This is a genomic window from Microcoleus sp. AR_TQ3_B6, assembly GCF_036702785.1.
In the GTDB taxonomy this organism is placed as follows: domain Bacteria; phylum Cyanobacteriota; class Cyanobacteriia; order Cyanobacteriales; family Microcoleaceae; genus Microcoleus.
In genome coordinates this window covers 27,817-47,417 of the sequence record NZ_JAUBVJ010000011.1, presented here as the reverse complement: position 1 = coordinate 47,417, position 19,601 = coordinate 27,817, and the positions used below count along the sequence as shown (strand labels likewise).

At 46.0% G+C, this 19,601-nt stretch carries 21 protein-coding genes and 2 pseudogenes; 12 read left to right on the top strand and 11 right to left on the bottom strand.

The window, feature by feature from the left end; genetic code table 11:
* Positions 1–158: 158 nt before the first annotated feature.
* Entirely contained in the window at positions 159–1,124 is a 966-nt protein-coding gene (locus tag QUB56_RS08090; protein WP_332954609.1) for an NAD(P)-dependent oxidoreductase, read from the top strand.
* Positions 1,125–1,560: 436 nt separating this feature from the next.
* Positions 1,561–3,153, top strand: coding sequence for a B12-binding domain-containing radical SAM protein (locus QUB56_RS08085; RefSeq protein ID WP_332954608.1), 1,593 nt, complete (start codon positions 1,561–1,563; stop codon positions 3,151–3,153).
* A 79-nt stretch (positions 3,154–3,232) separates the two neighbouring features.
* On the opposite strand, the gene QUB56_RS08080 is transcribed toward QUB56_RS08085, so the two are convergent.
* Positions 3,233–3,475, bottom strand: coding sequence for a hypothetical protein (locus QUB56_RS08080; protein WP_332954606.1), 243 nt, complete (start codon positions 3,473–3,475; stop codon positions 3,233–3,235).
* Between QUB56_RS08080 and QUB56_RS08075 the strand changes: the two genes are divergently transcribed.
* The 3 genes from QUB56_RS08075 (at position 3,463) to QUB56_RS08065 (ending at position 5,447) form a co-directional block, all read left to right on the top strand.
* The gene (locus tag QUB56_RS08075; RefSeq protein WP_332954604.1) at positions 3,463–4,359 is read left to right on the top strand and encodes a M48 family metalloprotease; all 897 of its coding nucleotides are present in this window, start codon (positions 3,463–3,465) and stop codon (positions 4,357–4,359) included. The genes QUB56_RS08080 and QUB56_RS08075 overlap by 13 nt on opposite strands.
* A gap of 126 nt (positions 4,360–4,485) precedes the next feature.
* Complete coding sequence (locus tag QUB56_RS08070; RefSeq protein ID WP_332954603.1) at positions 4,486–4,932, top strand: DUF6932 family protein; 447 nt, start codon at positions 4,486–4,488, stop codon at positions 4,930–4,932.
* Positions 4,929–5,447 (top strand): DNA-binding protein, encoded by a 519-nt coding sequence (locus tag QUB56_RS08065; RefSeq protein ID WP_332954602.1) that lies wholly within the window; start codon positions 4,929–4,931, stop codon positions 5,445–5,447. The genes QUB56_RS08070 and QUB56_RS08065 overlap by 4 nt, the downstream gene beginning before the upstream one ends.
* Before the next feature lie 94 nt (positions 5,448–5,541).
* Here QUB56_RS08065 and QUB56_RS08060 read toward each other — a convergent pair whose 3' ends face one another.
* Together QUB56_RS08060 and QUB56_RS08055 are read right to left on the bottom strand one after the other, a co-directional pair.
* Positions 5,542–6,066, bottom strand: coding sequence for a hypothetical protein (locus QUB56_RS08060; protein WP_332954601.1), 525 nt, complete (start codon positions 6,064–6,066; stop codon positions 5,542–5,544).
* Between the two features lie 30 nt (positions 6,067–6,096).
* Positions 6,097–6,540: a Tse2 family ADP-ribosyltransferase toxin gene (locus QUB56_RS08055; RefSeq protein ID WP_332954600.1), complete on the bottom strand. Its 444-nt coding sequence runs from the start codon at positions 6,538–6,540 to the stop codon at positions 6,097–6,099.
* A 268-nt stretch (positions 6,541–6,808) separates the two neighbouring features.
* Between QUB56_RS08055 and QUB56_RS08050 the strand changes: the two genes are divergently transcribed.
* From QUB56_RS08050 to QUB56_RS08030, 5 genes and pseudogenes are all read left to right on the top strand, one after another.
* Positions 6,809–7,144 (top strand): DUF5674 family protein, encoded by a 336-nt coding sequence (locus tag QUB56_RS08050; protein WP_332954599.1) that lies wholly within the window; start codon positions 6,809–6,811, stop codon positions 7,142–7,144.
* Complete coding sequence (locus tag QUB56_RS08045; RefSeq protein WP_332954598.1) at positions 7,141–7,494, top strand: hypothetical protein; 354 nt, start codon at positions 7,141–7,143, stop codon at positions 7,492–7,494. The genes QUB56_RS08050 and QUB56_RS08045 overlap by 4 nt, the downstream gene beginning before the upstream one ends.
* Before the next feature lie 167 nt (positions 7,495–7,661).
* A pseudogene (locus QUB56_RS37155) lies at positions 7,662–8,135 on the top strand (ATPase); the annotation flags it as partial.
* Positions 8,136–8,331: 196 nt separating this feature from the next.
* Positions 8,332–8,808 (top strand): type II toxin-antitoxin system antitoxin SocA domain-containing protein, encoded by a 477-nt coding sequence (locus tag QUB56_RS08035; protein ID WP_332954596.1) that lies wholly within the window; start codon positions 8,332–8,334, stop codon positions 8,806–8,808.
* Positions 8,789–9,223 (top strand): hypothetical protein, encoded by a 435-nt coding sequence (locus tag QUB56_RS08030; protein WP_332954595.1) that lies wholly within the window; start codon positions 8,789–8,791, stop codon positions 9,221–9,223. The genes QUB56_RS08035 and QUB56_RS08030 overlap by 20 nt, the downstream gene beginning before the upstream one ends.
* A gap of 94 nt (positions 9,224–9,317) precedes the next feature.
* On the opposite strand, the gene ftsH4 is transcribed toward QUB56_RS08030, so the two are convergent.
* The 3 genes from ftsH4 to QUB56_RS08015 all read right to left on the bottom strand — a co-directional run bounded on the left by ftsH4 (position 9,318) and on the right by QUB56_RS08015 (position 12,861).
* Positions 9,318–11,195: an ATP-dependent zinc metalloprotease FtsH4 gene (gene ftsH4 / locus QUB56_RS08025; protein ID WP_332954593.1), complete on the bottom strand. Its 1,878-nt coding sequence runs from the start codon at positions 11,193–11,195 to the stop codon at positions 9,318–9,320.
* A gap of 234 nt (positions 11,196–11,429) precedes the next feature.
* A complete protein-coding gene (locus QUB56_RS08020; protein WP_332954590.1) occupies positions 11,430–11,903 on the bottom strand; it encodes a tryptophan-rich sensory protein in 474 nt (157 codons plus the stop codon).
* 112 nt (positions 11,904–12,015) lie between these two features.
* Entirely contained in the window at positions 12,016–12,861 is an 846-nt protein-coding gene (locus QUB56_RS08015; RefSeq protein ID WP_332954589.1) for a M48 family metallopeptidase, read from the bottom strand.
* 342 nt (positions 12,862–13,203) lie between these two features.
* On the opposite strand from QUB56_RS08015, the gene QUB56_RS08010 reads away from it, so the two are divergent.
* The gene (locus tag QUB56_RS08010) at positions 13,204–14,565 is read left to right on the top strand and encodes an ATP-binding protein (RefSeq protein WP_332954587.1); all 1,362 of its coding nucleotides are present in this window, start codon (positions 13,204–13,206) and stop codon (positions 14,563–14,565) included.
* 182 nt (positions 14,566–14,747) lie between these two features.
* Positions 14,748–15,314 carry a hypothetical protein gene (locus QUB56_RS08005; protein ID WP_332954585.1) on the top strand — a complete coding sequence of 189 codons (567 nt, stop codon included), beginning with the start codon at positions 14,748–14,750 and terminating at the stop codon, positions 15,312–15,314.
* A gap of 441 nt (positions 15,315–15,755) precedes the next feature.
* On the opposite strand, the gene QUB56_RS08000 is transcribed toward QUB56_RS08005, so the two are convergent.
* The 5 genes and pseudogenes from QUB56_RS08000 to QUB56_RS07980 all read right to left on the bottom strand — a co-directional run.
* Entirely contained in the window at positions 15,756–16,952 is a 1,197-nt protein-coding gene (locus QUB56_RS08000; protein ID WP_332954583.1) for a GNAT family N-acetyltransferase, read from the bottom strand.
* 218 nt (positions 16,953–17,170) lie between these two features.
* Positions 17,171–17,959: a dihydrofolate reductase family protein gene (locus QUB56_RS07995; RefSeq protein ID WP_332954582.1), complete on the bottom strand. Its 789-nt coding sequence runs from the start codon at positions 17,957–17,959 to the stop codon at positions 17,171–17,173.
* Positions 17,960–18,236: 277 nt separating this feature from the next.
* Positions 18,237–18,566 (bottom strand): XisI protein, encoded by a 330-nt coding sequence (locus QUB56_RS07990; RefSeq protein ID WP_332954581.1) that lies wholly within the window; start codon positions 18,564–18,566, stop codon positions 18,237–18,239.
* A gap of 104 nt (positions 18,567–18,670) precedes the next feature.
* Positions 18,671–18,976 carry an element excision factor XisH family protein gene (locus QUB56_RS07985; protein ID WP_332954579.1) on the bottom strand — a complete coding sequence of 102 codons (306 nt, stop codon included), beginning with the start codon at positions 18,974–18,976 and terminating at the stop codon, positions 18,671–18,673.
* Between the two features lie 61 nt (positions 18,977–19,037).
* Positions 19,038–19,601: pseudogene (locus tag QUB56_RS07980) on the bottom strand (WD40 repeat domain-containing protein); the annotation flags it as partial.

The window sequence follows — 19,601 nt, the reverse complement described above, 5'->3', positions numbered from 1 at the left end:
TTACCAGGTCAGAGCCTGGTAACGAGTAACAATCCCGTCTCCTACCGTGAAAAAAGGACACGGCAATGCCGTTTCCCTACCGTGAAAAAAGGACACGGCAATGCCGTTTCCCTAGCGCCCTTAAAAGCGTCAAATCCTCCCTCTTCCCCTGCGGCAAAATGAACTCCAAAAAAATTTTTGTGACGGGTGCAAGTGGCTGTATCGGTCACTACATGGCCGAAACTTTAATTCAAGAGACAAACCACGAACTTTACCTATTAGTTCGTAACCCCGAAAAATTAAAATTTGACTGGAAAGCCCGCCCCGGCATTAATATCATACAAGGCGATATGCGAGATATCGATCGACACGCCGAACTTTTGCAAACAATGAATGTCGCAATTGTAGCCGCCACTGCTTGGGGAGGAACTCAAGAAGTATTTGATGTTAACGTGACCAAAACTCTGCGCCTAATTCAACTACTTTCCCCACAGACTTGCCAGCAAGTAATTTATTTTTCAACTGCCAGCATTCTCGGTAGAGACAACAATTTGCTCAAAGAAGCCGGGGAACTGGGAACAGATTATATTCGCTCAAAATACAACTGCATGGTGCATTTGTCAGCCTTGAAAAATCTGCCTCCGATTACGGCACTTTACCCGACATTAGTATTGGGAGGAGACGCAGACAAACCTGTCTCTCACTTGTCATCTGGCCTGCCAGTTGTCGCAAAATTGATTGGTTTGATTCGCTGGTTTAAGGCAGATGGAAGTTTTCACTTCATCCACGGTGCAGATATTGCCAAAGTAGTTAATTATTTAGTCGATCATCCGCCTGCTTCCGAGGAACCGCGACATTTTGTGCTAGGAAATCCGGCAATTACAGCTAACGAAGTGGTAGAACAAGCTTGCAAGTATTTGAATAAAAAAATATTTTTTCGGATTACTCTTTCACCAAGGCTCGCCGATTTCTTTATTTGGCTGTTCCGAATTCAGGTGGCTGCTTGGGATAGATTTTGCATCAGCTACCGCCATTTTACTTATCAAAATCTTGTGAATCCCGAAACCATAGGAATGCCGAGTTACTGCGGCACAGTGGCCGATATGTTAAGAACTAGCGGGATTCCCGCCAAAGATTCAAAGTAGGCCAGAAGGAAGAGGGAAGAGGGAAGAAGGAAGAGGGAAGAAGGAAGAGGGAAGAAGGAAGAGGGAAGAAGGAAGAGGTCAAGCGTGAAGAAGGAATGTGCACCAAACGAGTAATGTAGGGTGATCCGTGCGCACCAAACGACTAATTTACTGTTTCAAGTTCTTTTTTGCCTTAATCCCATGCTTTTTAAATGCGATTATCGTCAATTAAGGGTCAAATACGATAAGATATCAGCATTTGCAAACTTTAACAGGGAACTGCAAGCTAAAAATTGCGCTGACGATCTTTGTCTTAGGGGGTCTCACCCCTCGCCAAATATTCGATCGAGTGCAAGATCGTAATTTTAGCCTTAACATTAAGTCTTGAGAGCCGATCAAACTCTCAAACACCCCAGCCCGATCGCAAGTTGTTTACTGATGTGAGGTTTAACATATAATGCGAGTTCTTCTAGTTTACCCGCTGTTTCCGAAAACATTTTGGTCTTACGAGAAAATCCTAGAATTAGTCGATCGTAAAGTGCTGCTGCCACCGCTGGGTTTGGTAACGGTAGCAGCTATTTTACCCCAAGAATGGGAATTTAAGTTAGTCGATCGCAATATCAGACAAATCACCGAAGCAGAATGGGAATGGGCAGAGCTCGTTATTCTCTCCGCAATGATTGTCCAAAAAGAAGACTTGCTAGACATAATTCGCGAAGCAAAACGGCGCGGTAAATCCGTAGCTTGCGGCGGCCCTTACCCGACATCCGTACCCGAAGAACCTCAAGCAGCGGGCATAGATTACCTGATTCTCGACGAAGGCGAAATCACCCTACCGATGTTTGTCGAAGCAATAGGGCGCGGCGAAAAAAGCGGAATTTATCGATCGGACGGCGTAAAACCAGATGTTACCACAACCCCAGTTCCCCGCTTCGATTTGCTGGAATTAGACGCCTACGATTCGATGTCAATTCAATTTTCCCGAGGCTGTCCTTTCCAGTGCGAATTCTGCGATATCATCGTCCTCTACGGCCGCAAACCCCGCACCAAAACCCCCCAACAATTGATAGCAGAATTAGACTGTCTCTACAACTTGGGCTGGCGGCGCGGCGTGTTCATGGTAGACGACAACTTTATCGGCAACAAACGCAGCGTCAAACTGTTGCTAAAAGACTTAAAAGTCTGGCAAGAAGAACACAAATTCCCGTTTACTTTCAACACAGAAGCATCCATCGATTTAGCCCAAGACCAAGAATTGATGGACATGATGGTTGCTTGCAATTTCAATGCAGTGTTTCTAGGGATTGAAACTCCCGATGAAGAAAGCCTGCAAATGACGAAAAAATTCCAAAATACCCGAAATTCCCTGATCGAATCCGTAGAATTAATTGCCAAATCCGGTTTGCGAGTAATGGCAGGATTTATCATCGGATTTGACGGCGAAAAACCGGGTGCCGGTCAGCGGATTGTCCAGTTTGCCGAAGCAGCAGCCATTCCCAGCACAACCTTTGGAATGCTGCAAGCTTTGCCGCACACTGCATTGTCCCACAGACTAGCAAAAGAAGGGCGGTTGCGCGACAAATCTGGCAACCTCAACCAGACTACCTTGATGAACTTTATCCCGACGCGGCCTCTCGAAGATATTGCCCGCGAATATGTCGAGGCATTCTGCGAAGTGTACGATGCTGAGAAATATTTAGACCGGACTTATCGCCATTTCTTAATGTTAGGTGCACCTACAGCAAATGTACCTGCTCGTGTTCCCAGTTGGATAGACTTGCGAGCACTGTTAACTGTGGTTTGGCGCCAAGGAGTCAAGCGCAAAACTCGGTGGAAGTTCTGGCATCATTTGTTCAGCATTCTCAGACGCAATCCTGCGGTTTGGGATCATTATTTGACCGTGTGTGCTCACAACGAGCATTTCCTGGAATACCGCCAGATTGTGCGGGATGAAATCGAAGCTCAAGTGGCTGAGTTTTTGGCTAATGAGCCTCAAACTGTATATCAAGAACCTGTTTCTGTTGAGGAAAAGCAAGTGCAAGCGGTTTAGGGTTCGAGAATTCAACCGCAGATAAACGCAGATAAACGCAGATGAATCTAAGTTAAGATTGTCTGCGTTTATTTTGTTTTTAATCGGGTTTCCAGGTTCTGGCTGCAAATGTCATATCCTGCGGCTCTGCAGCCTCTTGAGAGGAGGCGAGAGAGTCTCCCGAGGCATTCCCTGTTTCTGACTGAAAAGGTGAAATACTACTATTGGCGGCAGCAGTTATTTCGGCAGATAGAGACGATCTCGCCCCCAAGTATGGAAATCTAATAACAAGCTCAAAAATATCAAAATCTCGATCGCCCTCAACCCGCCATGCTAGGAACAAATCAACTCAGGACTGCAGCTCTTTTAGGACTCTTAAGCGGCCTTCTCGTTTTAGGAAGTTATTATTTAATCGGCAACGAGCAAGGACTTTACATCGGTTTAGCCCTAGCCGCCTTCTCAAGTTTTAGCTCTTGGTACTATTCCGACACGGCCGCTTTAATGGCTTACCGGGCTCGCCCCATCGCCCGCAGCGAAGCACCAGAAATCTACGATATGGTAGCATCGCTGAGTGAAAAAGCCCAAATTCCTGTACCGAAAATCTTTGTAGTTCCCACTCAATCTCCGAACGCCTTCGCCACAGGAAGAGACCCGGAACACGCGACAATAGCAGTTACTGAAGGCATCATGAATCTGCTTTCCCGGGAAGAATTGGAAGGCGTTATAGCGCACGAACTCACGCACATCCGCAACCGCGACACTTTGACTCAAGCAGTTGCAGGAACAATTGCCGGCGCGATTACATTTGTCGGGCGAATACTGACTTTTGGAGCGCTTTACGGCCCGGTGACGCGGGATAGCAGACAAGGCCCGAATCCGTTTGGTTTGCTGTTTTTAATCATTTTAGCACCGCTATCAGCAACCGTAATTCAAATGGCGATTTCTCGGACGAGGGAATTTGCAGCAGACAGCGGTGCGGTGGAAATTACCAATAATCCCATCGGTTTAGCAAACGCGCTGCAAAAATTGGAGAAAATGGGTCATGAAATTCCGATGCACGGCAATCCTGCGATGTCGCCGCTGCTGATTGTGAATCCTTTTTCGACTAAAGGTTTGCAGTCACTTTTCCGCACTCACCCGCCGACAGAGGAGCGGATTCAGCGCCTTTTGGAAATCGCGCAGCAGCAGCAAGGTACTCCAGTGATGGCTTATGTGAGCGGAAGTTAATCGGTCGAAAATGCAGAAACAATATTTAGAAACCCGGTGTTTTGAAGCAGCCGGGTTTCTGTATGTTTATAACTATGTGGTACGATGGAAAAACGAATAAGAAATTTGTGGCATGGGTGTGAGTAAGTGATTCCAGAATTCGATGAAAACGGCAATCTACCGCCAGGAGTTCATTTCTGTGAATGGGAGGAGTTTGAGGAGAGATTTGGCACGAATTTTAAAAGAGATAGCTTGATATTGGGCTTGAAACTGGCAATGACCCAATTAAAAGCAGCAGGTGCTAGAACTATCTATATTGATGGTAGTTTTGTTACCAGCAAAGACAAACCTAATGATTTTGATGCTTGTTACTATAGAGAAACTGTAGACAGGGAGTATCTGAGAATCAATGCTCTTAGATTGTTCAATCATCAGGATCGAAATGCCCAAAAAGCTAAGTATCGAGGGGAGATTTTTCCCTCAGACGAACCTGTAGGCAATTACCGAGAAAATTCCTTTAAAATTTTTCAAAGCGACAGAGGGCAAAACAAGAAAGGAATTATAGCGCTCGATTTAATGAGGTGGGAACCGTGATTAAAAATGAATTTCAGTATGAAGTCAGCAAAGATTGGGTTCAAAAATTTAACAAAACTCTAGCAGCAATGGAGCGGGATGAAGAAGCAAAAAGAAAGGACTTCCTCAAATGGGATGCTGGTAGAGGTTCGATTCAGCGCCATTTGGATCAGTTGCACGAAGAAATAGCAGAATATGAACGATTGATGGCGTGGGACAAGAGTAAGCCGATCGAACTTGTAGTTGAGAATTTTAATAAACTATCAGATGCTTTAATTAAAGCTCGAATGGCAGCAAAAATCAGCGTGGAAGAACTAGCAGAAAGGTTGGATATGGACCCTGAACGCCTTAAGGAACACGAGAAGAAAGATTATCAAGGTGCTAGTTATATGGAACTCCTTGAAATTAGCTGTGTTTTGGGTCTGGAGTTTAAGACGGCTGTGATGCAGGTCGATTTTGAGGAAATAGAGGTTATGAAACAAATAGCAGTAGAAAGGCGCGAACGAAAAAAGAAGAAGGCAAGTAAAACCGCCTAAAGATTTGAGGGTGCGATCGGGAAAACTACTGAGTTGATTGGGTTTGTTGGGTGTAAATTAGATAGGCGGGGGGCGATGCCTCCATTGAAAGGATTTACCCCACGCTCAGCAATTCATCAAGCTTGTTCTTTAAGTCCGGTGATGCTAGTAGTGGTCTATAAACTTCACCTTCATAGGGCTTCCAAACATATCCAAGACTGAACGCTCGAAAAACCGAAGATGCTCCCGTTGCTTGCCAAACAGCTTCAGATAAAACCAACCCAGGAAAAAGCAAGGCAGGCTCTTCAATCAATTCGCTGTAGGTTCTAAACTCATCTACTTCCATACCAACTAAAGCATACCGAAACGGTGGAGCAAACCGCAAACTCTGATACAGAAATATACCTATTTCCGTCATTAAATAAGCACTTTCTGGAGTGTCAATTCCAATCTCACTGATGCCACTTGGACAAACTCGACACCACCAATTTTCTTCTATGTCCTGAAAAATTTCTGCCCGACATTGGGAATGTCTACCGTTTGAGATTAGCCAGGAAATTTCATTGAAATATTGAGCAAATTGCTGTGCTTCAGATTGCTTTGTGCCACATTCAGCCGATAAGCTAAACACCCATGCCATTGCTGTTCTCCCGTTGACTAAATTAAACTATCAAACTTTCTCCCATTCGTTCTGTGTCTGGGCCAGCGCTGCTTCATATTTCTCTAAAAGCATTGTAGCGCTTGGCAAAATACTGACATGAGTTGGACTATCTTGCACAGCTTCAATATCTCCGACGATCTTGCTGTGGTCAATCTGCCAAAGAGGATCTTTTCCTGTCCCGCCAAATTTTGGGGGTTTGCGGGATGGTGGTAAGCCTTCGATAGAGAGGGATACAGACATTCCTTTTGTGTTTCTAATGGCTAGAGTGACAGACTCCTCTGAAGACTTGCGTTCTGTTTCTGGTAGTAAATAACCTTGTTCATCCAACCAGTCTTTGGGCACTTGCTCAACATCAATGTCAATACTCGGTCTGACTCCCAGTAGCCTCGCGTTGCGTCCCATTTTGGGTTTACCGTTTTCTTCTGCCATGCCTCGATAATAGAGTCTTGCCATTAGCCTTTTATCAGCCCAACTCGATCGCCAGACCAATCATAATGTAATTGCTGGAACAAAAAGGCATAAGTATCTAAAAGGAATTCCATATTACATATATTCGTTATACTGGTAAAGGCTAACAGCTTTTAGGTAAACTAGAATTCCTCGAAGTTTCTGGAGTCGGAGAGGGAAACAATGAAACTGATCTCGCATATTGGATGTGATGGCCTATTGCTTCTCCCAATGCCCGCTGAGTTTAAAGATACTATCGAAAGCATAGACAGAGATGATTAATCTGATTCAAGATCGTGCGACTAAAGAGCAACTTGAAGAAATGTTAGAAATCCTTAGCAGTTATATTAAACTACCAGTGGATATCGAACGGGGAATTTTGGCAGGTGGTGGAGAACTTCACGCTGATTGCGAAGCTGTGTTGATCGAAAATGGGAGCAAGCAGGTAGATATTTGGGGAGCAGATTGGTATCCGCTGACACAAGAGGTAGGCTATGAATCTCTAATCAATATCCGTCCCCGTCAGAACAACCGTTCGATGGAAATTCAAGATCCGATGATTCGACAACAAGTTGCTCATATCGTTCAACAGTTACTAGGAGGATTATGAGAGATTGGAAGAGTTTAAAGGAACGCTATTTGCGAGACGAACTACCCATTCGTTTGGGAAATTTAGCATCGAATTTGGCACGAATTAAGTCTCGCTGTCAAAATGCAGCCAATGGCGAACTTATTGAAAGTTTGCTGCAAGAAAGTAAGCTGTTTATTGAATGGACGGCTCAAGATGCAGAGATAGAAATAGCTGCTGAGTTAGTTGAGTTGCAGATTCAGTTAGCTTGCTGGCAATATTCTTGGGCCGGGATTTGGGAGGATGCGGAACAACGAATGAGAGTAGGAGAAGAGGGCAGGATTTGGTCAGAAAAAGTGCTGAATATGTCGGGTTTGTTGGCTGCGAATTAGATAGGCGATCGCCTTTTGTGCGTGAAGGGCGATCGCTCTCTGTGCAATCATCGCAGTAGAATGGTGGAAATAGATAAAATTGTGAGTGGTGAAAAAAGAGGGTGGGTTGACGCAGAGAAACCCAACCTAAAAAATCCGCGATCGCGCTATTCCCAATTTCGACCCCAGTTAAAAGCCAAAATACTCCCATTCGTACCTTACAACTCAAGGGTTTAGACATAGCAGCCGGACGGGAAATACTCAGAGATTATGGGTTAGAAGAAAGCGATAACAGTGAAGCACTCATTCACCGCTACCAAGGCAACCCCCTATGGTTAAAAAGCGTGGGGAATCTGATTGAATAGTTGGGAATTAGCGCCACATAATTATTACTAGATGATACCATATTGTTGCCTGAAGATTTGAAAGATATTTTACAGCAGCAGTTCGATCGCATTTCCGAACTAGAAAAACAAGTTATGTCATTGTTGGCTAGGGAAAACCCGCCAGTCACCATAGCAAAATTGCTAGAAAAAGGACAAATACCATCATCAGATTTACTAAACGCCCTCCAATCTTTATCGCGGCGCTGCTTGATAGAAAAACAGGAAAGTCTTTACACTCTCCCACCTGTATTGAGGCAGTATATCAAAGGGTTGTAACCCAAATAGTCCTAGACGCATAAATACCAAAGAAACCGGGTTTTTTACCAGTGTTAAAGGCTCAAATACAGTATTTTAGTAAAAAAAACGGTTTCTGCGTCCAAAAATACAAAATCTAAAATCTAAAATCTAAAATCCAAAATCGAATAATCGCCCTGTGCTATCATAGAATACAAAACTTATTGAGTCGAATTATATGACCACAATAACTACAATAACAACAGCCTCCCAACTGGCTGATTACTACATCTGGTTCGCGAATGACGTAGGCTCCTACCTCAGCAACCACAAGCTACAAAAACTATTGTACTATGCCCAAGCATGGTATCTAGCCTTTGAAGATAAACCGCTTTTTGATGAAGATTTTGAAGCGTGGGTACACGGGCCGACTATCCCGGCTTTATTTTACGAATACAAAGAACAATTTGGGTTTAAGCCAATTCTCAAAGAAGTCGAAAAACCCGAATTTCCACAGGAAGTACAAGAGTTTTTAGACGAGTTATCCGATGAGTATTTCTTTTGCGATGCTTATGAGTTGGAATTGATGGTGCGACGCGAAGATCCTTGGATTAAGGCGAGAGGTGACTTGCCAAAAGATGAACCTTCTCATGCTATTATTACGAAGGAATTAATGAGAGAATTCTACAAAACCCGTGTCATCGAAGAAAATTAAAAAAGCAGATATACGCCGCCAGCAATCTTTATCTAGCATCAAGCGTCTAGATGTAAAAATACCCGAAGGAATTAGTTTTTCTTTCAGGTATTATCAGGATGATAAAGATAAATTTTCACTTGCCGATCGAGATTCTAGATATCTGGCATCTCTATTGAGAAGGCTGCGCGATTTATCACAATTGAAATCTCAAGAAATTATCAATAATCAGAGTAAAAGCCTGCGCTGTCATGGAATAGTCTGGCAAGATACAACAGAACCTAATGGCTTCGGCATTCCCAATGAAGATCAGCTAGTAAATATCCCCTACCAGTTTCAAATATCTGCTAATGAATACGGCAGGGTGCATGGACTTTTTAGTGAAAATATTTTTTATATTGTCTGGTTAGACCCAGACCACAATCTTTACAGTTGAAATTATTATAAATCTTGGCGCAGTCAATCAAAAAACGCAGATGATATTGCAATCATCTGCGTTCATCTGCGTTAATCTGCGGTTTAATTAAACCCTATTTAACTGAAGCCACAACCTTATCTAAAGGCCGCACTTGACGGAGGAATTCGCGAAGTTCGTCACCTTCCACCACCTCAGTTTCCAACAGTTTCTGCGTAATTGTTTCCAACAACTCCCGATTTGCTTTCAGAATATCCAAAGCTTGCTGGTGTGCAGTTTCGACAATTTCCTTCACTTCTTGGTCGATCGCCTCAGCAGTCTGAGCACTTACCGCACGGCGGGCATTTCCCATACCATCGTTGAGGAACATTGATTGTTGACTTCGATCGTAAGCTAGAGGCCCCAAAACCTTACTCATCCCGTAAGTTGTCACCATCCGTTCAGCTAAATCCGTCGCCCTTTGCAAGTCATTTGAAGCGCCAGTAGTAATGCTACCAAACACGACTTCCTCAGCCGATCGCCCGCCCAACAAAGTCGCAATTTGACCCCGCAACTCCGACTCATCTAACAAGAAACGGTCTTCAGTCGGTAACTGCAAAGTATAACCCAAAGCAGCCATACCGCGAGGGACGATCGAGATTTTGGCAACTTCGCCATTACCAGTCATCAAAGCCCCCACCATTGCGTGGCCGACTTCGTGATAAGCAACAATGGTTTTCTCCTTTTCATTGAGCACGCGGCTTTTCTTTTCCAAGCCCGCTACAATTCGTTCGATCGCCTCTGCAAAGTCTTCCTGCGCTACAGTTAGGCGTTTGTTGCGCCCCGCCAACAAAGCAGCTTCATTCACCAAATTTGCCAAATCAGCGCCGGAAAAACCGGGGGTGCGAGTGGCGATCGCCTTCAAATTAATATCCGGGCCCAACTTCACTTTTTGAGCGTGAATGTTCAAAATTGCTTCGCGGCCAGATAAATCCGGGCGATCGACTAAAACTTGGCGATCGAAACGGCCGGGGCGCAACAAAGCAGCATCCAAACTTTCCGGGCGGTTAGTTGCAGCCAGCACAATTACCGTAGTATTGCCCGCAGCAAAACCGTCCATTTCAGTTAATAATTGATTGAGAGTTTGTTCGCGTTCATCATTCCCACCGAAGCTAGCGTTACTGCTGCGGGATTTACCGATCGCGTCCAATTCATCAATGAAAATAATACAAGGAGCCTGTTTCTTAGCCTGCTCGAATAAATCTCTAACTCTTGCAGAACCAACACCTACAAACAGTTCCACAAACTCCGAACCCGAGATGCTAAAAAACGGCACGCCAGCTTCACCAGCCACTGCTTTTGCTAACAGAGTTTTGCCAGTTCCCGGCGGCCCTACTAACAGCACGCCTTTCGGGATTCGCGCGCCAATTGCGGTAAATCTATCGGGAGTTTTCAGGAATTCAACAACTTCGACTAATTCAGTTTTAGCTTCTTCTACTCCAGCCACATCAGCAAAAGTAATTTTCGCCGATTCTCCTTCTACATAGACCTTAGCTTTGCTTTTGCCGATCGAGAGCGCGCCCTGAGGCCCGCCGCCCTGTCTGTTCATGAAAAATTGAAAAATCGCCACAAAAATCAGCGGCGGAACCACCCAGCTTAAAACACTGCCGATCCAGCCATTTTTAGCCGGCGGAGTTGCCGCAAATTCAACGCCTTTTTCTTGTAAAAGTTTAGGCAATTCCAGGTCAAAAATCGGCGTAGTGGAGAGTACTTGACCGGGTTTGTCGCCTTCGCCTTTGAGTTGGTAGCGAATTTCATTTTGACCTACCGAAGCTCGGACTACATCTTGTTCTTGTACTTGATGGACGAACAAGCTGTAAGGCACTTGCGGAATTTGGGGACCGAACAAATTCGGTAAAAAGATGTTTACCAGCAAAAACAAACTTGAGAGCAATAACAAGATATTGCTAATTTGCCGAAAACGAGGTGGTTGGGGCTGGTCTTTAATGGCCATTGATAACTGTCATCCTTTGATTTAAACCAGTTCTATTCATCTATTTTCTCATCCAATACCCACACACTGTTAAGCGGATTCCCTCACTCTATCGGTCGGTTAACCCGGTACCAGGGATTGGCTATTTTTAACAAGGTTTTTTTTACGAACCGCGAAGACGCTTATGACACTAAGGAAGAGAAGAGAAGAGAAGAGCGTTATAGTATGTAGGGGGCGCCGAATATCACCGAATATTTATGCAGCTTCTGGGTTTAAATCAATCATTTCCCAAGTAGTATAAGTGCCGATCGCACCCCAGATCGCGTAAGGCAAAAGTAACAAAGCGGCGGTTTGAGAAATCGGCAAAACAGCCAAGGTCAGCACAACTCCCACAATCTCGCCAGCCCCTCCCAAAATTGTCCCTAGTTTGAGACTTTTGGCTCTGAGAGTAGCAGGAATATAAGCAACTGTGACAATTTCTAAAAGCAAGTACAAAGCCATCAACAGCCATGTTTTAAGGCTCCCTGGCTCCTGTTCCCACACGAAAGTAGCGCTGCCGGCCCCGCAAGAAAAAATCACCGTCCAAATGAACGGAATAGCAGGCTCAAAAAACATCCAATTCGGTCTTTGAAGTTTGACTGCCCAGTTAATATCGCGCAGTTTAAAAAACAGAGTTCCCATGGCGACTGAGAAAGTCACGCCGCCGATAATCATCCAAGATTCAATCATGGTTTTCAACTTTCAAATTGCTCGATCGCTCATTAAGTCGATCGTGCCAACTCCAAGCCGAACTTAGCTCCGCCTTTAGTAATAACTTTTGTAAAGCCCGATGCAATTCTCCCTAACCGCCCGACACATTCTTAGCAAACTCATCGCGCCCAGACACCAAATTAGCTGGAACGCCGTTAGGGTAATTTTTCGTGATTAAAGCTTGCAACTTTTGAATTCGGTTTTCAGGGTTTGGGTGAGAACTCAAAAACTCCGGCGGCGCTTCGCCCTTCCTAGAGGCACCGAGAATTTTCATCACCTCAACAATACCTCTAGGATCGTAACCCGCTTCCGTCATAAACCGAAAACCGAGCTGATCGCTCTCAAGTTCATCAGACCTACCGTACCGCAAACCGACAACTTGATTGACAGCTTGAGCAATTAATGCTGCCTGCTGGCCGCCACCGCGATCGTCAGTAGTCGCCACCCCAACCGCCGTTACCAAAGCCCTACCCAACTGCTGTTTTGCCAAGTGTTCCGCACCGTGGCGCGCCACAACGTGACCGCTTTCGTGCCCCAATACAGCAGCCAACTGAGCCTCGGAATTCAGCCGCCGCAGCAGCCCCGCAGTAATGAAAACTTGTCCCCCCGGTAAAGCAAAAGCATTGACAGTTTCGGGGTCTCGCAGCAGGTGGAATTCAAAGGGATAACCGGCTTGTTTCGCGGCCGAACGGTTAACAACTCGTTCTCCCACTCGATCGATATACTGCTGAATACTCTGGCTGGGATAAAGCCCCCCGTACTTGGCGGCCATTTGATCTCGCGCCCGCAATCCCAAAACTATCTCTTGGCGGGGAGAAAGCTGCACCCGCTGTCTCTCTCCAGTTACCGGATTTTGTACGTCGTTTGTAAAATAGGTGATTGCCCCAAAAAATGCCATTAATAGCCCGATGGCGGCTCGAAATAAAAATTTGTTCACAGGCTTTTACCTAAAAAGTTTCGCGATTAGAATACTATGGTGATAGCTCTCTCGACATCTGTCAGAAGTATCAAGAATGGAAAGTTGTTATAATTTTTTTGGATGATTGGCGAACAAGGCTTTTTTTAAACGAACCGCTTTCGGCGCGTTAGGCGAAGCCGCGCGTAAGCACTAGGGCACAAAGGAAGAGAAGAGGAGAGAAGAGCGTTATATTTGTAAATGGTTGGTTAAGAGTTAGTTAATGATTATTACTTCACAATCGCTTTAAGATTCTCTCGCTCTTTTCTTCCTTCGCGCTCTTCGCGTCTTCGCGGTCCGTTCAAAAAAAATCCCCCATTTCCAATGTTTCAAGCTACCCGCCGCCGCCTCGCTATTTGGTATACTGCCGTTACTGCTGTATTGTTACTTGTATTCGCCACTGGTTTCTATTTCTACGTCCGCCATACTTTGATCGATCGCATTGATGACACCCTCAATCATGTTGTCGAAGTAATAGAGCGAACTCTCGTTATCGAACCGCCAACTTTCCCTACTACCAAAGATAAAAATAAGTTGCAAGTTAATATTCAAGCCAGTTTTCGAGATAGCACCGATGCAGTAGAAGACGACCACATTGATTTAGAATGGTTCAGTCCTACGGGCGAATTGCTGTGGTCTACTTTATCGGAACCGCTGAATATTCCCATTCACGCTAACCGCACTGGCGAAACAGTTTGGGTAATTAACAACAAGTTACCATCGGAAAATTATTCCCTCAGACAAGTAACGCAGCGAGTACAAATCGGTCGCCAAGTTCTGGGATATTTGCGAGTCAGCCATCCTTGGTTTGAAGTGACAAAACCCATCCGCCAATTAATTCTCGATTTGATTTTGGGCGCGGGTTTAACTCTAATTTGCGTTGCAGCTATTGGGTGGCTGCTGTCGGGATTGGCGATGGCACCGGTGCGAGAGTCTTACGGGCGTCTGAAACAGTTTACCGCTGATGCTTCTCACGAACTCAGAAATCCGATCGCCACTATTCAAACAAACGTCCAAGTAGCTTTGGCGGAACCGGATATCGAACCGCAGCAGCATCAACAGCTACAAGTTATCGAACGCCTTACCCGCCGTTTGGGGCGCTTGGTTGACGATTTGCTGTTTTTAGCCAGACAAGATAGCGGCATCGTCCAGCAGCAGTGGATTGATGTTCCCCTCGATGCTTTGCTGATGGAAGTAATTGAAGAACAACAGGCGATCGCCACTACCCAAAATCTCTCTCTTTCTTTGGAAATTGTCGATCTGCCCAACGCTGAGGATAACTTTACAGTGTTGGGAGACTGGGATCAACTAGCCCGACTGTTTACCAATCTCGTCAGCAACGCCGTGCAGTACACCCCATCGGGTGGCGAAATAGAAGTAGAATTGCAACTTGCAGCTAAAAACAAAAGAAATTCGCCGATGTTAAATCCAGCCCTGCAAATAAAAGTAACAGACACCGGCATCGGGATTTCCGCAGAAGCCTTGCCACATTTGTTCGATCGATTCTACCGCGCCGATCCCGCCCGCACCCACCGCAGCGCCGCCGGTTCCGGTTTAGGATTAGCCATCGCCAAAGCAATTGTCGAAAATCACCGCGGCCAAATCCGCATTGACAGCCAACTCGATCGAGGTACCGCCGTTACCGTCACCCTCCCCGCCCACAAATCAGAAGCATCTCACCTCTAAAAATCCTCTCGAACCCTCCTCCTCTGCGCCCTCTGCGCCCTCTGCGGTTTAAAAAAAAATCTACCCCCTCAAGCCTGATTCTTCTTACCTCTGGCCCCAAGCAAGCTATTAAAATTCAATTCCCGCATAGATTAACATGAACTTTGTTGGAAAACCTCGATCGAACTCGTGAGGAGTTATTTATGTTTCGCCACAATCTACCGTTCAAAAAAATGAGCTTGCTAGCAGCCACCTGCGGGGGTTTACTCATTAGTCTCGCAACACTTTCCCAAGCCGGCGGTCCCCCGCCCCAAAAAGGAAAACCCGTTTCTCAACCCGCAGCCACTCCCGCAGCAACTGAAGAGCCCGTCAGCGAACCGACAGCGGCTGAGAGTCCCAGCCCCAGGGGGATGCCCTCAACAACCACAGACGCGCCTTCCCGCTTCCCAATGCCCAGTGCGCGAGTTACGCCTAGCGAAGGCATGATAGTAATTAAACTGGTGAATACCACCAATGCTGTCATCAATTATCAAATCGTAGGCGTCACCCAGCAGCGCACTCTGGGCGAACAATCGGAAATTGTGCTTAAAAGCATCCAAGTGCCAATCACCCTCACTTACCAGCGCCCAGACGGCGGATTGCTGGTGGTTCGCCCCCAAGCAACCGCGATGCCGGGAATGTTGCAAGTCAGTTTCGGCGCGACAACTGACTTGGCCACTGATACAAAATCGTTGGAAATTCAGGAAGATGGCAAGGTAATTTTGAATTAGTCATTAGTCATTAGTCATTAGTCATTAGTCATTAGTTATTAGTTATTAGTTATTAGTTATTAGTTAGCTGCTCTCAATAACAAATAACCAATAACTAAGACCTAATCTGACTTATGTCTTAGTCCGCCCAGGCGGACTTTGTTTTTGTAGACGCGATTTCAATATCCAAATTAACCATCGACAACAGGGCTATTGAGGACACCGCACCGTGCCGTTTCCCTACGCGAAAATCTCGATACCGAAAACGTCGTAGCACGGACGAGTCCTCGCCCGCCCTTGCCCTCGCTTGGATGTAACCATCCCCCTAATTGTAGGGAAATGCCACGGCGCCGTGTCTTGATTTCGGGTAACAGGTAAAATCAACCGGATTGGATGATGAAATTGCCCGATCGCGAGTGCGATCGGATATGACTGAGACGAAAGTTTGACTCTTAAGCAATTTCAATCGCCGAGTAACAACGGAGGTAACTTAGTAAAAGGTAAATCCTCGTTGATTGCATCAATTTCTTCCTGTTCTCTTTCGTTGATTTGACCGATATAAGACTTGAGAATTTGCGCCAGACGGTTGTGATAAAATCGGTGCAAACTATAATTTGGCGTAGCGGGAAAGCCGCGCCGTTTTTTGTGCCGCCCGCCGGCACCGGGATCGAAGCTTTGGATGCCCCGATCGATCGCCCATTCGATCGGCGTATAGTAACAAGCATCGAAGTGCAAGCAGTCGATTTCCTGCAAACTTCCCCAATAACGCCCGTACAGCCGATCGCCCTTATACAAACAAAAAGACATACCCACCGGGTGTCTCTCATCTTCCTTGTCGTAGGCGGCTACAAATAAAACTCGATCGCGATAATTGTGGTGCAACTGTTCAAAAAATCGCTTAGTCAGATACTTGCTTCCCCACCAACCAAATTTGTCGCAAGTATTCTCATAAAAAGCATACATTTGAGCAAACATGGCTTGGGGAATTTCATCGCCCGTCAGCGTTTTTACTAGCAAACCAGCTTGGTCAACTGCTTTGCGTTCGCGTTTGATATTGCGGCGCTGGTTGGCATTAAATGCCCCTAAATAATTGTCAAAATTTTGATAGCCTTGATTTTGCCAAATATAGCTGTGGTGCAGCCAACTGCTGAAACCGTGGCGTTCCATTCTTTCGCGCCATTCGGGATCGACATAAAGGAAATTGCAGCCGGAGATATTGTGGCGATCGCAAAAATGGTCGATCGCGCTTACCATTACTGCCGTTAACTCGTCTTCATCTTCCCCCTCGGCAATCAAAAACCGATAGCCTTCAGCCGGAGTAAACGGCGTCATTCCCATCAATTTGGGATAATATTGAACACCCAAACGTTGAGCTAAATCGGCCCACTGATTGTCGAACACAAATTCGCCGTAGCTGTGGCTTTTGACATAAAGTGGCGCGCCAGCAATCAACTGTTTGTCTCGCCACACAGTCAAGTGATACGGCAGCCAACCGGTTTTACCTGTCGCACTGCCGGAGACTTCGAGATTGTTAAGCCAATCCCATTCTAGAAATGGAGTTTTTAGTGGCATCGCCAAGGCATCCCACGACGCTTGCGGGATTTCGCCTATTTTGCTAATCCAGGCTACAGAATATTCAGATTTTGGCTGTTTCAGCATAGGGAGATTTGAGCGTAGAGCGATCGAACTTCATTTAACTTAATATAATTTCCCCTGTTCCACACTGGTGACACTTGTTACCAGGCAGAGCCTGGTAACGCAGATCCAGAGGCTCTGCCTCGCTTTTCCTTGCGCTTGCGAGGCTCTGCCTCGATTTTCCTAGCGCCTGCGAGGCAGAGCCTCTAGACATGGGTCCCCAGGCAGAGCCGGGGAACCAGTTAAATCGATCGATCGACCTTATAATGCAAAAATACCTCTTGTCCCACCTGTTTAACCGCCAAAAGTTCCAATTTCGGGGCTAAATCCGCCAAAAAACCCTTTCCCTCAACAGGTGTCGGTGCATCCGCGCCGCCCAAAATTAACGGGCACACCGTCAGCCAAAGTTCGTCTACCAAGCCTGCAGCCAGCACAGACGCTACCAGTTTTCCCCCGCCCAGAATCGCCAAGCGTTTGATATCGAAGCTTGCTAGCTGTTGAAACGCATCAATCCAATCAATCTCTCCACCTGCGGTTTTTGCATAGATAATTCGATCGAACTTACTGTTTGTCATCGGGTAGGGAAACGGCACTGCCGTCTCCGCGTCTGTCATCGGGTAGGGAAACGGCACTGCCGTCTCCGCGTCTTTCGCCCGGTAGGGAAACGGCAGTGCCGTGTCCGCATCTTGCCCCGTCAGCAGCCACCGAGGCACCGGTTGCTGGAAAAATCGCAAGTTTGGGTCAAATTGGGACGATCGCGAACAGACAATTTGCAGCGGTTGTGGGGGCTTCCCTTGCAGTTCCCTCTGTTTGAGCAATTCCGGCGAAATCACTCTCATCGTCGTCCCATAAGCCTGTAAAGTGCCGTTGCCGAACAAAACGGCGTCACTTGCTGCTACTTGCTGTTCGAGGTGGGCTTTGTCGTTGGCAGAACCGAATCTCGCGGGCGATCGCACTGCATCGGCAATTTTACCGTCGGCACTGATCGCGAGTATTACTGTTGCTAATGGTCGATCGATTTTATCTGTCATGAATTTATCAGTCCTGGAGGCACGGGTGCTCCGAAACCGGGTTTTTTAGCAAAATCTTTCGTTGTCGCCCACAGATTAGGTAAAAAACCCGGTTTCTTTGGGAAAAATGCGTGAGTCCTGTTTATCAAATTTTCAACATGATAACGGCAAAAGAGGACAGGGCGGTGCCGTTTCCCTATCCCAAAAGAGCGATCGGCCGTTTGCCCAAAAGTGCGCGCGAGCGTAGCTATCCCGTAGGGAATCGCCCGTTTGCCCAAAATTTGCTAAAAACCTCAAATCAATTGACTGCGTATTCTGTAAACTTTCTGGTAAAAGGCGACTTAAAAGCAAGTACGATATCGGTTTTTGGCACTCCGAATTCTACTAATTCTTGAGCAATTCCTGTATCTGTTCTATCCTGCTGAATCCAGATTTTATCATTTTTGAGTTCGATGTGAACTGAAATGCCGTAGACTCTCGATCCGTCGTTCCAGCCTGCGAGAATCACCAGGTAATTTCCGCTTTCTCGATCGCGAATAATTTTTACTTCTGTTCCTTCTCGTACCACCATGTCACAGAAGCTGTTGAGAATTTTTTCGATCGCCTCAGTAGAGTTTAATCTCTCCACAGCACAATTTCCTCCAAATCGGGACGAAAAATAATTACCTCGATCTCGTATTCTTCTACTCGTCTTTGAATGAATCTAAATCTAAATAATTCCTCGTAGGTTTCTCAAGTAAGTGCTAAATATAGTATAAAATCTGGCATGAGTTCTCTCAATGCCGATCGACAGTTGAGAAATTGACCGAGAGCAGCATGAAATTGATAGAAGTCGGATCTGTCTTGAAAGCTCTTAACTTCCACAGCTATTTTGCGACCTTCTTTTTCTACACTGATTAATTTTTCTGCTGTCATATCGATAAACATGGCGAGACCTTCTTCATCGACTTGCACCCGAAAGTTTTCACGAATAACTATCCATCCATCTTTTTGTAAAGCAGCTTTGACAGTATCGTGAAAAATATCTTTAGCAGGCATTTAAAAACTCCCTTGCTCTCATTCTCTATTTTAGCTCGCCCCTCCAAACACAAAAATTCGATTATCGCCGGTCGCTAACTCCCTCCAAACGCAGGAAATGCACCCGGCCCGATCGATCGCCCGCCACAACTGTCACTCCATCAGGCGCAAAAGCACAGCAATAAACCTCACCTTCTCCACTGAAACTAGCAACCTCTTTACCTGTGAGCAAATCCCAGATTTTCAGGGTTTTATCCCATGAAGCGGAAATCGCTGTTTTACAGTCGGGTGCGATCGCCACTGCATTTACGTTGGAACTATGACCCGTGAGAGTTTTCAGTTCCCGACCTTTCTCGGTGTCCCAGATTTTCAGGGTGTAATCCAAGGATGCGGAAACCGCTGTTTTACCGTCGGGTGCGATCGCCACTGCAAATACCCTGTCCCTATGACCAGTGAGAGTTTTCAGTTCCCTGCCTGTCTCGGTGTCCCAGATTTTCAGGGTAGAATCCTCGGATGCGGAAATCGCTGTTTTACCGTCGGGTGCGAGATCCACTGCATATACCCCGGAACTATGACCAGTGAGAGTTTTCAGTTCCCTGCCTGTCTCGGTGTCCCAGATTTTCAGGGTAGAATCCTCGGATGCGGA